At 70.2% G+C, this 12547-nt stretch carries 10 protein-coding genes; 6 read left to right on the forward strand and 4 right to left on the reverse strand.

The annotated features are described in order from the left end of the window. Positions 1-114 precede the first annotated feature (114 nt). Genes ET989_RS07475 through ET989_RS07485 form a run of 3 tightly spaced genes read right to left on the reverse strand, consistent with a single transcriptional unit; the run spans position 115 to position 4110 of the window. Complete coding sequence (locus ET989_RS07475) at positions 115-414, reverse strand: TDT family transporter (RefSeq protein ID WP_131167918.1); 300 nt, start codon at positions 412-414, stop codon at positions 115-117. Further along, complete coding sequence (locus tag ET989_RS07480) at positions 407-2359, reverse strand: ABC transporter ATP-binding protein (protein ID WP_131167919.1); 1953 nt, start codon at positions 2357-2359, stop codon at positions 407-409. The genes ET989_RS07475 and ET989_RS07480 overlap by 8 nt, the downstream gene beginning before the upstream one ends. Then, positions 2356-4110 carry an ABC transporter ATP-binding protein gene (locus ET989_RS07485; RefSeq protein WP_421958214.1) on the reverse strand — a complete coding sequence of 585 codons (1755 nt, stop codon included), beginning with the start codon at positions 4108-4110 and terminating at the stop codon, positions 2356-2358. The genes ET989_RS07480 and ET989_RS07485 overlap by 4 nt, the downstream gene beginning before the upstream one ends. Before the next feature lie 237 nt (positions 4111-4347). Here ET989_RS07485 and ET989_RS07490 point away from each other — a divergent pair, with 237 nt between their 5' ends. The 3 genes from ET989_RS07490 to ET989_RS07500 are packed head-to-tail and all read left to right on the forward strand — an operon-like array spanning position 4348 to position 7333. Then, positions 4348-5382 carry a diacylglycerol/lipid kinase family protein gene (locus ET989_RS07490; protein WP_131167920.1) on the forward strand — a complete coding sequence of 345 codons (1035 nt, stop codon included), beginning with the start codon at positions 4348-4350 and terminating at the stop codon, positions 5380-5382. Beyond that, positions 5382-6854 carry an AlkA N-terminal domain-containing protein gene (locus ET989_RS07495; RefSeq protein ID WP_180320767.1) on the forward strand — a complete coding sequence of 491 codons (1473 nt, stop codon included), beginning with the start codon at positions 5382-5384 and terminating at the stop codon, positions 6852-6854. Before ET989_RS07490 ends, ET989_RS07495 begins: the two co-directional genes overlap by 1 nt. Beyond that, on the forward strand, positions 6851-7333 hold the full coding sequence (locus ET989_RS07500) for a methylated-DNA--[protein]-cysteine S-methyltransferase (protein ID WP_131167922.1): 483 nt from the start codon (positions 6851-6853) through the stop codon (positions 7331-7333). The genes ET989_RS07495 and ET989_RS07500 overlap by 4 nt, the downstream gene beginning before the upstream one ends. 53 nt (positions 7334-7386) lie before the next feature. Here the strand turns inward: ET989_RS07500 and ET989_RS07505 are convergent, their stop codons facing one another. Beyond that, complete coding sequence (locus ET989_RS07505) at positions 7387-8406, reverse strand: LacI family DNA-binding transcriptional regulator (RefSeq protein WP_131167923.1); 1020 nt, start codon at positions 8404-8406, stop codon at positions 7387-7389. Between the two features lie 263 nt (positions 8407-8669). On the opposite strand from ET989_RS07505, the gene ET989_RS07510 reads away from it, so the two are divergent. The 3 genes from ET989_RS07510 (at position 8670) to ET989_RS07520 (ending at position 12475) form a co-directional block, all read left to right on the forward strand. After that, on the forward strand, positions 8670-9908 hold the full coding sequence (locus tag ET989_RS07510) for a sugar ABC transporter substrate-binding protein (RefSeq protein WP_131167924.1): 1239 nt from the start codon (positions 8670-8672) through the stop codon (positions 9906-9908). A gap of 93 nt (positions 9909-10001) precedes the next feature. Beyond that, the gene (locus ET989_RS07515; protein WP_241656258.1) at positions 10002-11591 is read left to right on the forward strand and encodes an ABC transporter permease subunit; all 1590 of its coding nucleotides are present in this window, start codon (positions 10002-10004) and stop codon (positions 11589-11591) included. After that, entirely contained in the window at positions 11591-12475 is an 885-nt protein-coding gene (locus ET989_RS07520; RefSeq protein ID WP_131167925.1) for a sugar ABC transporter permease, read from the forward strand. The genes ET989_RS07515 and ET989_RS07520 overlap by 1 nt, the downstream gene beginning before the upstream one ends. The last annotated feature ends 72 nt before the right edge of the window (positions 12476-12547 follow it).

Genomic DNA, 12547 nt, shown 5'->3' on the forward strand with positions numbered 1-12547 from the left:
CCCCGGGTTTCGACGCCCACAGCCCCGGTCAGGGGCCGTCGGCATTCAACGCCGGGGCTGTCGGCAGTCAAAGCCGGGGCTGTGGTCGTGCCTCCCGCTTCGCCGCGGCGGGGTCTAGTTGCGGGTGCCGTCCGAGCTCAGGTACTCCTCGTGGGAGATCTGCGTCGGGCGGTTCTTGATCGTTCTGTTGATGAGGTACGTCACCACGCCCAGCACGGCGCCGATGGCGAGCAGGACGAGCGCGATGGAGAACTGCTCCAGCGGGCGCCCCGTCCACGGGCCGACCAGGTAGAAGGTGCACAGCCCCGCGACGACGGGGATCCAGGTCGGCGTGACGAAGTGGTTCCTCCTTCGTGTTCCGATGGAGGAAACAGTGACCCAGCCGGCGGGGCCAAGTAAAGGGGTTCTACTCAACCGCTCCGGCGAACTGGGACTGGTACAGGTCGAAGTAGGCGCCCCGGGCGGCCAGGAGCTCGTCGTGAGAACCCTGCTCGACGATGCGTCCCTCGGCCATGACGAGGATCACGTCGGCGTCCCGGATGGTCGAGAGGCGGTGCGCGATGACGAACGCCGTGCGGTCGGTGCGCAGGGCGGCCATGGCGCGCTGCAGCAGCAGTTCGGTGCGGGTGTCGACCAAGCTGGTCGCCTCGTCCAGGATCAGGATGGACGGGTCGGCCAGGAACGCCCGCGCGATCGTGATCAGCTGCCGCTCGCCCGCCGAGACGTTCGAGGCCTCCTCGTCGATGACCGTGTCGTAGCCCTCGGGCAACGAGTGGACGAAGCGGTCCACGTAGGTGGCCGTCGCCGCAGCCAGGATCTCGTCCTCGGTGGCGCCCGGACGCCCGTAGGCGATGTTCTGCCTGATCGTCCCGCCGAAGAGCCACGTGTCCTGCAGCACCATGCCGGTGCGGGCGCGCAGTTCGGCGCGGGGCACCGACGCGATGTCCACCCCGTCCACTGTGATGCGGCCCGAATCCAGCTCGTAGAAGCGCATCAGCAAGTTGACCAGCGTGGTCTTCCCGGCGCCGGTGGGCCCCACGATGGCGACCGTCGACCCGGGCTCGGCGACGAACGACAACCGCTCGATCAGCGGGCGGTCCTCCTCGTAGCGGAACGTCACGTCCTCGAACGCCACCCGACCGCGCAGGGGTGCCGGCAGGGCGCCGGGGGTGTCGGGCACCTGCTCGTCGGCGTCCAGCACCTGGAAGACCCGCTCGGCGGACGCGACACCCGACTGCAGCAGGTTCGCCATGGACGCCACCGACGTGATGGGGTGGCTGAACATGCGCGAGTACTGGATGAACGCCTGCACCGCGCCCAGCGACATCTGGCCGGACGCCACCCGCAGGCCGCCCACGACGGCGATGACGACGTAGGACAGGTTCCCGATGAAGAACATCACCGGCATCATCAACCCCGAGATGAACTGGGCTCCGAAGGCGGCGTCGTGCAGCTTCTCGTTGTCGCGCTGGAACGCTGCCGCCACCTCGCGCGAGCGCCCGAACACCTTGACCAGCGCGTGGCCGGTGTAGGCCTCTTCGACCTGGGCGTTGAGGTCGCCCGTCGACTTCCACATGGCGGCGAACCGCGACTGCGACCGCTTGCCGATCGCCATCGCCGCAGCCATCGAGAGGGGCACCGACACGATCGCCACCAGCGCGAGCAGAGGGGAGACCCAGAACATCATGAAGAGGACGCCGACCAGCGTCAGCAGGTTGCTGAGCAGCTGCGACAGGGTTTGCTGCAGCGAGGTGGCGACGTTGTCGATGTCGTTGGTGACCCGGCTGAGCAGCTCGCCGCGCGGCTGCCGGTCGAAGTAGCCCAGCGGGAGCCTGTCGAGTTTGGCCTTGACGTCGGCGCGCAGCCGGTAGACCGACTTCTGCACCACGTCGTTCAGCAGCCAGCCGGACGCCCACATCACGGCCGCGCCGCCCACCGCCAGCCCGACGGCGAGCCAGCCGACCCGGGCGACGGCCTCCCAGTCGACGCCCTGGCCGGGCACCACGTCCATGCCAGCGACCAGGTCGGCGTAGGTGCCCTGCCCGCGGGCGCGCAGGTCGTTGACGACCGACTCCAGCGAGGCGCCGGCAGCCATGTCCTTACCGAGGAGGCCGCGGAAGAGCAGGTTGGTCATCTCGCCGAGAATCGCCGGGTTCACCACGTTGGCGACCTGCGCCACGACCGTCAGCGCGACGACGAGGATGATCTTGGTGCGCTCGGGCCGCAGCGTGCCGAGAAGGCGCTTGAGCGAGGGCAGGAAGTTGATCGCCTTCTCCTGCGGGCCCATCGCGCCGGGGCCGTGGCCGCGCACCTGTGGGCCGTGCTTGGGGCGCTCGGGGGCGTCCGACACCTTGCTCATGCCGCCTCCTCCGCCTTGAACTGGGACTCCACGATCTCGGCGTACGTCGGGCAGGTCGCCAGCAGGTGCTCGTGCGTGCCGATTCCCTCGATGCGGCCGTCGTCGAGCACGACGATCTGGTCGGCGTCCCGGATCGTGGCGATGCGCTGGCCGACGATCACCACCGCGGCGTCCGCCGTCTCGGACGCCAGCGCGGCCCGCAGGCGGGCGTCCGTGGCGACGTCGAGGGCTGAGAAGCTGTCGTCGAACAGGTACACGTTCGGACGCCGCACCAGCGCCCGGGCGATCGACAGGCGCTGCCGCTGTCCGCCGGACACGTTGGTCCCGCCCTGGGCGATGGGGGCGTTCAGCTGGCCGGGCATGCTCTCGACGAAGTCGCGCGCCTGGGCGACCTCGAGGGCGTGCCAGAGCTCCTCGTCGGTCGCCTCGGGATTGCCGTAGCGCAGGTTGGACGCCACCGTGCCGGTGAACAGGTAGGGACGCTGGGGCACCAGGCCGATGGAGGTCCACAACACCTCGGGGTCGAGGGCGCGGACGTCCACGCCGTCGACGAGCACGCGCCCGCCCGTGGCGTCGAACAGGCGCGGGATCAGGCTGATCAGTGTCGACTTGCCCGAGCCCGTCGAGCCGATGATGCCCGTGGTCTCGCCGGCCCGGACGGTGAAGGAGATCTCGCTGAGCACCGGCACCTCGGCGCCGGGGTAGCTGAACGTGACGTGGTCCAGACGCACCTCGCCGTGGGACAGCCCCTCGCGGACGCCGTCGGTCGGCGGCACCACCGATGAGCTCGTCCGCAGCACCTCCTGGATGCGGACGGCGCAGACCTGCGCGCGCGGCGCGATCATCAGCAGCATCGTCGACATCATCACGCTCATCAGGATCATCGTCAGGTACTGCACGAACGCGGTGAGCTGGCCGATCTGCATCTCTCCGGCGTCCACGCGCAGGCCGCCGAACCACATGACGCCCACCGACGAGGTCGCCATCACGAGCTGCACCACGGGGAAGAACGTGAGCATGCGGCGTCCGACCCGCAGCGACGTGGTGGTGAGGTCGCCGTTGGCGCGCTCGAACCGGGCGGCCTCGTGCGGCTCGCGCACGAACGCGCGGATGACCCGCAGGCCGCTGATCTGCTCGCGCAGCACGCGGTTGAGGGTGTCGATGCGGGTCTGCAGCTGCCGGAACAGCGGCAGCGCCTGCAGCAGGATCACGATGATCACCGCGCCCATGCCGAGCACCGCGACGGCGACGAGCCAGCTCAGCCCGATGTCCTCGCGCAGCGCCATGAACAGGCCGCCGGCCATCATGATCGGCGCGCCCACGATCATGAACGCCGTCATCATGACCAGCTGCTGCACCTGCTGGACGTCGTTGGTCGTGCGCGTGATCAGGCTGGGCGCCCCGAACTGGCTGACCTCGCGGGCGCTGAACGAGAGCACCCGGTCGAAGATCGCCGCGCGCAGGTCGCGCCCGAACCCCATCGCCGTGCGCGCACCGAAGTAGATCGCGGACGCCTGCCCGATGATCTGCACCACCGTGAGGCCCAGCATGAGCGCGCCGAGCCGCCAGATGGCGCCGATGTCGCCGACCGCCACGCCCTCGTCGATGATGCGGGCGTTCAGCGTGGGCAGGAACAGCGACGCGCCACTGGAGAGCAGCTGCAGCAGCACGACGGCGACCAGGGGGCCGACGTACGGACGCAGGTACGTGCGCAGGGTTCGGGTCAGGGCGCCGCGCTTGGCGGGAGCCACGCGGGACGCCGTGGGCGCCGGCCCGCCGGATGAAGTCGCCGGGGGCGCGGGGCTGGGGGCACGGGTCACGCGGGAATCATACGTGCGCGCTCGGACAGAGCTGCACTGCCGGGGTCAGAGCCGGCCGACGACCGTCACCTCGAGCATCGGGCCTCGCTTCTCTCTCGTCCTCGACCGTAGCCCGACCGTCCCGGTCGTGTGGCAACCGGTGGCGAGCGCGGGAACTAGGCTCTTCGCATGAGCCAACCCGGAGTGGTCGCGATCGTCGCCAACCCGTCCAAGTTCTCCGATCTGGACGAGGTGAAGGGCAGCACCGCGGTGGTGGCGGCCGAGGCTGGTTGGCCGGAGCCGCGGTGGTACGAGACGACCGTGGAGGACCCCGGTCGCGGGCAGGCGGTGCAGGCCGTCCGCGACGGTGCCACCCTGGTGTGCTCGCTGGGCGGCGACGGCACCGTCCGGTCCGTGGTGCAAGGCCTGCTCGAGGTGCGCCCGCCGGACGACGAGGCCGAGGTGCCGCTGGGCCTGCTGCCCGCCGGCACGGGCAACCTGCTCGCCCGCAACCTGGGGCTGCCGATCGACGACCTGGCCGAGTCCCTCCGCATCGCGCTGACCGGCACGACCCGGCGCATCGACGTCGGGCGGGCCTCTTTCGACGACGGCGACGTGGAGGTTTTCCTCGTCGCGGCCGGGGTGGGGTTGGACGCCGAGACCATGGCGAACGTGGATGAGGACGTGAAGAAGAAGGTCGGCTGGATCGCCTACGTGCTCGCGGCCGGCAAGTCGCTGCTGCGCAAGGGGTTCCGCGTCAGCGTGGTCGCCGACGGCCACCGCGCACGCAGCCAGCACGCCCGCACGGTCATGGTCGGCAACTGCGGCGAGCTCACCGCCGGCGCCAAGCTCATGCCGGACGCCCGCGTCGACGACGGCCTCCTGGACGCCCTCGTGGTCTCCCCGAAGGGGTTCCTCGGGTGGGGTTCGGTGCTGCTCGACTTCGCCACGCGCCACCGGCTGGGCCACCCGTCGGTGAAGCGCGTGCAGGCCCAGAAGGTGGAGGTGCTGCTCGGGAGCCCGGAGGAGGGCGAGCTCGACGGGGACGCCGTGGGCCAGGTCCGCGCGATGCTGTGCGAGGTGCACGCGGGCGCCCTGCCCGTCCGCGTGCCGGCCGCCCCGGGAGGGCTGGACCTGAGCCACGCTTCCCGCCGAGGGCTCGTGCTGCCGTGTCGCCTTCCTGCTAGACCGCGCCCGTCGACACGCGCGACCATGAACGGGTGATGCTCGATCGTGAGACCTGCCTGGCGGCCGTCGCGAGCCGCGACGCGCGGTTCGACGGCAGCTTCTACACCGGCGTCACCAGCACCGGCATCTACTGCAGGCCGTCGTGCCCCGCCCGCACCCCGGCGCACCACCACATGACGTTCCACCCCAGCGCGGCCGCGGCCCAGGCCGCCGGGTTCCGCGCCTGCAAGCGCTGCCGGCCGGACGCCGTCCCCGGCTCGCCCGACTGGGACGTGCGCGCCGACACGACGGCGCGCGCGATGCGGCTGATCGGCGACGGGGTCGTCGACCGCGAGGGCGTGGACGGCCTGGCGTCCCGGCTGGGCTACTCGGTCAGGCAGGTGCAGCGCCTGACCCTCGACGAGCTCGGCGCCTCACCGCTGGCGCTGGCTCGCACCCAGCGCGCCCACACCGCGCGGATCCTGCTGCAGACCACCGACCTGCCGCTGCCCGAGGTGGCCTTCGCCGCCGGGTTCGGGTCGATCCGCTCCTTCAACGACACGGTCCGAGCCGCGTACGCGAGCACGCCCTCCACGCTGCGGGCCCAGCGGCGCAGTCCCCACGCCACCGCCCGTCCCGACCGGCTGCTCGAGGTATCGCTGCGGCTGGCGTTCAGGCGGCCCTTCGACCCCTCCAACGTCTTCGGACATCTGGCCGCCACTGCCGTCCCCAGCGTGGAGGAGTGGCGCGACGGCGCCTACCGGCGCACGCTCCGCCTCCCGCACGGCCCGGGCTTCGCCTCCCTTGCCCCGCGCGACGACCACGTCGCCGCAACGCTCCACCTGGCCGACCCGCGCGACCTGACCCCCGCCATCGGGCGGTGCCGTCGGCTCTTGGATCTGGACGCCGACCCCGTTGCCGTGGACGCCGCGCTGGCGTCCGACCCCGCGCTGGCCCCGCTGGTCGAGGCCGCCCCTGGGCGTCGCGTGCCCCGCACGGTCGACGGCGAGGAGTTCGCGCTGCGCGCCGTGCTGGGCCAGCAGGTCTCCACCGCCGCGGCCCGCACCCACGCCGCCCGCTTGGTCCAGGCGTACGGCGTCCCGGTCACCGACCCGGTCGGTGGGCTCACCCACCTGTTCCCCACCGCCGAGGCCCTCACGAATCCAGCACGCGATGCGCTCGCGGGCCCGGACTCCCGCTTCGCCACGCTCGTCGGCCTCGCACGCGCGCTGGATTCCGGTGTGGTCGATCTGTCGCCGGGTGCCGACCGGGACGCCGCCCGCACCGCGCTGGCCTCGCTGCGCGGCATCGGCCCGTGGACCGTCGAGATCGTCGCCATGCGATCGCTCGGCGACCCCGACGCCTTCCCGGCCCGTGACCTCGGTGTCGTCAAGGGCGCCGAGCGCCTGGGCATCACCGACCTCGACGCGCACGCCACACGCTGGCGTCCGAGGCGCGCCTACGCCACCCAGCACCTGTGGGCGGCCCTCGACCACCCGATCAACCACCTGCCGCAGGAGGATTCGTGAAGCATCGCACCATCGACTCGCCCGTCGGCACGTTGACCCTGGTCGTCGACGACGCGGGCACCCTCTGTGCGCTCTACACCGACGGGCAGAAGTACTTCCCGCTGCCCGAGGCGCTGGGGGAGCGCGACGACACCGTCGCCGCGGACGCCGTCGCCCAGCTCGCCGAGTACTTCGCCGGCGAGCGCGCCGACTTCGACGTGGAACTGGCCCCGCGCGGCACCGCGTTCCAGCAGGAGGTGTGGGACGCCCTGCGCGCGATCCCGGCGGGGGAGACCCGCAGCTACGGCGAGGTGGCGGCCGCGCTCGGCCGGCCCGGGGCGTCCCGGGCGGTGGGGGCGGCGACGGGCCGCAACCCGATCAGCATCATCGTGCCCTGCCACCGGATGGTCGGCGCCTCGGGGGCGATGACCGGCTACGCGGGCGGCGTCGACCGTAAGCGGTGGCTGCTCGACCACGAACGCGGCGTGCGACAACTCTGAGTGACGGATCGCACGCCAGGGCGTGCGATCCGTCACTCAGATGTGTCGCACGGTCAGACGTGGATCGCCGGACGCGAGGGCGCGGGCCCGGTCGAGCGGCGGATGATCAGGTCCGGGTGGAACAGAACCTCGGTCGGGTCCGGCGTCGTGCCGTCGGAGATGGCGCGCAGCAACGCCGACACGGCCGCCTCGGCGATCGGGCGCACCGGCTGGCGCACCGTCGTCAGGCCCGGGTCGGTGAACGCCATCAGCGGCGAGTCGTCGAAACCGACCACGGACAGGTCCTCGGGCACCGACATCCCCCGCACGTGCGCCTCGCGGACGACGCCCAGCGCCATGAGGTCCGAGCCGCACACGACGGCGGTGTGCCCCGATGCGATGAGCCGCCCGGCCGCGACCTGGCCGCCCTCGGCGGTGAACATCGTGGTGGCCACGCTGTCGGGGCCGAACCCGAGCGCGCGGAAAGCGGCCACCTTGCGGCGGGCCGGCGTGAACCGCTCGTTGCCGACGGCCAGGCCGATGCGCGTGTGGCCGAGGGTGCGCAGGTGGGCGACGGACGCGGCCACGGCCTCGGCGTCCGAGCACGAGAAGAAGCCCGCGGCCAGTTCGTCCGAGGGCGCGTTGATGAACACGGTCGGGATGCCGCTCGCGATCACGCGCTGGTAGGGCTCCACGGACAGGGTGTTGTTGGCGGGGATGCCGCTGACCGACACGATGCCGGCGAGGTTGATGTCGAGGAGGGCGGCCAGGTGCTGGTCCTCGCTCATGCCGGTTGGGCCGGCGGGGCACACGAACGTGCGGACGCCCGCGGCGTACAGCAGCGAGTCGAGGATCTCGGCGAACGCGGTGAACGAAGGGTTGGACAGCTCGGGCAGCATGATCGCCACCGGCCCCGGACGCCGCGGGCCCGTCTTCTCCAGCGTGTAGCCCATGGCCTCCGCCGCCGCGTGGACGGCGTCGCGGGTGTCGGGGCGCACGCCGGGCTTGCCGTTGAGCACGCGCGAAACGGTCGCGGTGGAGACACCGGCCGCGGCGGCCAGGTCGGCCAGCCGCGCCTTGGCAACGGACGTCATCGGGTGCCCCTCCCTCCTCCGGGATACCGGGGTAATGCGCCACCTTACTGCAAGCGTTGCAGGAGGGTTCAGATTGGTCACCTCGACAAGTAATTTTGTCAGGGCATCGTCCCTGCCTCAACAGTGGCGCAGGGGCCCGCAGCAATCACGCCAGGTGATGAAATCGTTACGAAAAAGGCCCCTGAAACTTGCAGGCGGATGGGGTACGGTTGGGCCAACCCACGGGGCCGGCACGGGAGCCGTCCTCATTGAAGGAGAAACCAATGCGCAAGAGCATCGTCACGATGCTGGCCGCAGGCGTGGCCCTCAGCCTCGCCGCCTGTGGCAGCACGGGTGCCCCGGCCACCACGCCGGCCACCGCCTCGACCGCGGCCGCTGCGACGACCCCTGCGGCCGCCGCCGGCAACCTGACCATCTGGGTCGACGAGACCCGCATCGACGACTTCAAGGCGCTGGGCGAGGACTTCGTCTCGGCCTCCGGCGTCGCCCTCGACGTCGTGCAGAAGCCGACCGCCGACATCAAGACCGACTTCGTGGCCCAGGCCCCGACCGGTGAGGGCCCCGACCTGATCGTCGGCGCGCACGACTGGACCGGTGAGCTCGTCTCCAACGGCCTGATCTCCCCGATCGAGCTCGGCGACAAGGGCAAGCTGGCCGACAACACCGTCGCCGCCTTCCAGTACGACGGCGCCCTGTACGGCGTCCCCTACGCGGTCGAGAACATCGCGCTGGTCCGCAACAACAAGATCGTCCAGGACACCCCGGACACGTTCGACGCCCTGATCGAGCAGGGCAAGGGCGCCGGCGCCGAGTTCCCGGCCATCATCCAGGTCGGCGACGGGGGTGACGCGTACCACATGTACCCGATCCAGACCTCCTTCGGCGCCCCGGTCTTCAAGTCCAACGCCGACGGCTCCTACACCAACGAGCTGGGCATGGAGGGTGCTGAGGGCGAGGCCTTCGCGACCTACCTGAAGAAGCTGGCCGACGAGAAGGTCGCGTCCGTCTCCATGGGTGGCGACCAGGCCAAGCAGGCCTTCCTCGACGGCAAGAGCCCGTACATGATCACGGGTCCGTGGAACACCGCCGCCTTCACCGAGGCCGGCATGGACATCTCCGTCCTGGCGGTTCCCTCCGCCGGTGGCCAGCCCTCCGCCCCGTTCTTGGGTGTCCAGGGTGTCTACCTCTCCTCCAAGTCCGAGAACGGCATCCTCGCCAACCAGTTCCTCGACTACATGGCCACCACCGAGGCCCAGCAGAAGCTGTTCGACCTGGGCGGTCGCGTCCCGGCCGACACCTCGGTCGCCGAGGGCATCACCGACGAGCTGCTCGCCGGTTTCGCCGAGGCCGGCAAGAACGGCCAGCCCATGCCCTCCATCCCCGAGATGGGCGCCGTGTGGAGCCACTGGGGCAACACTGAGGTGAGCATCATCAACGGTCAGGCCGCCGACCCGGTCGCCGCCTGGAAGACCATGGTCGAGAACATCAAGGCCGGCTTCTGAGCCACTTGTGACAAGATGGGCGGGGTGAGGTTTCTCGCCCCGCCCACTTTGCTTGCCAGGCCGCACTGACGCGACCGGAAGGGAAGGAACGACGTGTCCCTCGACACAAAGCAGGCGCCGCCGGCGCCGACCAAGCCACCGCTCTCGCACGCGCGCGACCTGTCCCGCCCCGGCTTCTACGTGAAGCTCGTCCTGATGGCCCTCGTCAACGCCTTCGGCGTGTACGGGATCATGGCCTCCTGGGCGCAGGGTGAGTACTGGGTCCTGGCCGCGCTCGCCGCCCTGCTCGTGGTGGCCAACTACGTCTACTTCAGCAAGCGGGCCATCCCGGCCAAGTACCTCCTGCCCGGGCTCGCGTTCCTGCTGGTGTACCAGCTCTACGTGATGGGCAACACCGCCTACGTCGCGTTCACCAACTACGGTGACGGCCACAACGACGCCAAGGGCCCGGCCATCACCCAGATCCTCAAGACCTCCGACCGCCGCGTCGAGGGCACGCCGACCCATCCTGTCGCCGTCCTCGAGCAGAACGGTCAGCTCGGCTTCGCGATCGTCGACGACGGCGTCGTGAAGGCGGGCACCGCGGAGCAGCCGCTGGCCGAGGTGGCCGGTGCGGCGTCCGACAACAACCGCGTCACCGAGGTGCCCGGCGCGACGATCCTGCCGATCTCCGAGATCCAGCAGCGCCAGGCCGACGTGCTCGGGCTGCGCGTCTCCGTCTCCGACAACCCCGACGACGGCTGGCTGCGCACCGACAACGGCTCGACCGCCTACACGGCCAAGTCGCTGCTCGACTACGACGAGGCCGCCGACACGTTCACCAACGCCGAGGGCAAGGTTTACAAGGCCGACCCCAAGCAGGGCCTCTACGTGGCCGAGGACGGCTCGTCGCTGAACCCCGGCTGGCGCGTCTTCGTGGGTACCGACAACTTCACCCGCATGTTCACCGACAGCCGCCTGCAGGGCCCGTTCCTGTCGGTCATGGCCTGGACGTTCGCGTTCGCCATCCTGTCGGTGCTGACCACCTTCGCGCTCGGCCTCGCCCTCGCGGTCATCTTCAACGACCCGCGCGTCAAGGGCCGCACGTTCTACCGGGCCATGTTCATCCTCCCGTACGCGTTCCCGGGCTTCCTAGCTGCGCTGGTGTGGAAGGGCATGCTCAACCGCGACTTCGGCATCATCAACAACATGCTGCTCGGCGGTGCCGACATCAACTGGCTCGGCGACGGTGACCTTGCGAAGATCTCGATCCTGTTGGTGAACCTGTGGCTGGGCTTCCCCTACATGTTCCTGATCTGCACCGGTGCGCTGCAGGCGATCCCCGGCGAGCTCACCGAGGCGGGCGTCATGGACGGCGCCGGCCCGATGCGCCGGTTCTGGTCGATCACCCTGCCGCTGCTGATGGTGTCGGTGGCGCCGCTGCTGATCGCGTCGTTCGCGTTCAACTTCAACAACTTCTCGCTCATCTACATGCTGACCGGCGGTGGTCCCAACTACCCGGGCCTGCCGATCATCATGGGTGAGACCGACATCCTGATCTCGATGGTCTACTCCGTGGCCTTCGAGTCGGGCGTCAAGCAGTACGGCCTCGCCAGCGCGATGTCGATCATGATCTTCTTCATCGTCGGCTTCATCTCGTGGCTGGGCTTCCGCCAGACCCGCAAGCTCGAGGAGATCATGTGATGGCCGTCAAGCTCGAGAACGCCAACAAGTCCCCCGTCAGCGGCCTGCGCTGGTGGAAGGAGGTCGGCTGGAAGCACATCGTCGCCCTCGTCATGATCGCGATCTGTGTGTTCCCGCTGCTGTACGTGATGTCGGCCTCGTTCAACCCGGGCGGCACCCTGACCGGCTCGATCCGCCTGTTCGAGAAGGTCTCGCTCGAGAACTATCAGACCCTGCTGGGGTCGCTGTTCCCGCGCTGGATGCTGCACTCGTTCATCGTCGCCACGGCCACCGCGGTCGGGACGGTGCTGATGGCGGCCGCCGCGGCCTACGCCTTCAGCCGGTTCCGGTTCAAGGGACGCCGCGGGTCGCTGACCGCGCTGCTCATCATCCAGATGTTCCCGCAGATGCTGGCCTTCGTCGCCATCTTCCTGCTGCTGCTCACCATCGGCGACATCTTCCCGGTGCTCGGCATCGGGTCGCTGCTGGGCCTCATCGCCGTCTACCTGGGCGGCGCGCTGGGTGCGAACACGTTCCTCATGTACGGGTTCTTCAACACGATCCCGGACGACCTGGACGAGGCCGCCAAGATCGACGGCGCCACCCACGCCCAGATCTTCTGGGGGATGATCATGCCGCTCGTCACGCCGATCCTGTCGGTCGTCGGGCTGCTGTCCTTCGTCGGCACCTACGGTGAGTTCATCCTGGCCCGGATCATCCTGGCCCGGCCCGAGAACTACACCCTGGCCGTCGGCCTGTACGTGTGGGCCTCCGACGAGCGCAACGCCCCGTGGTCGCTGTTCGCGGCGGGCGCGGTGGTCGCGGCCATCCCGATCATCCTGCTGTTCATGTACCTGCAGAAGTACATCGTCGCCGGCCTCACCGCCGGTGGCGTGAAGGGCTGAGCGCCACCGCCGAACCCGCCGAGGACTCATCCAACTACCGCCGAGGACTCGTGGTCGTCATGACGACCACGA

Origin of the sequence: Propioniciclava sinopodophylli, from assembly GCF_004324755.1 — a bacterium.
GTDB lineage: Bacteria > Actinomycetota > Actinomycetes > Propionibacteriales > Propionibacteriaceae > Propioniciclava > Propioniciclava sinopodophylli.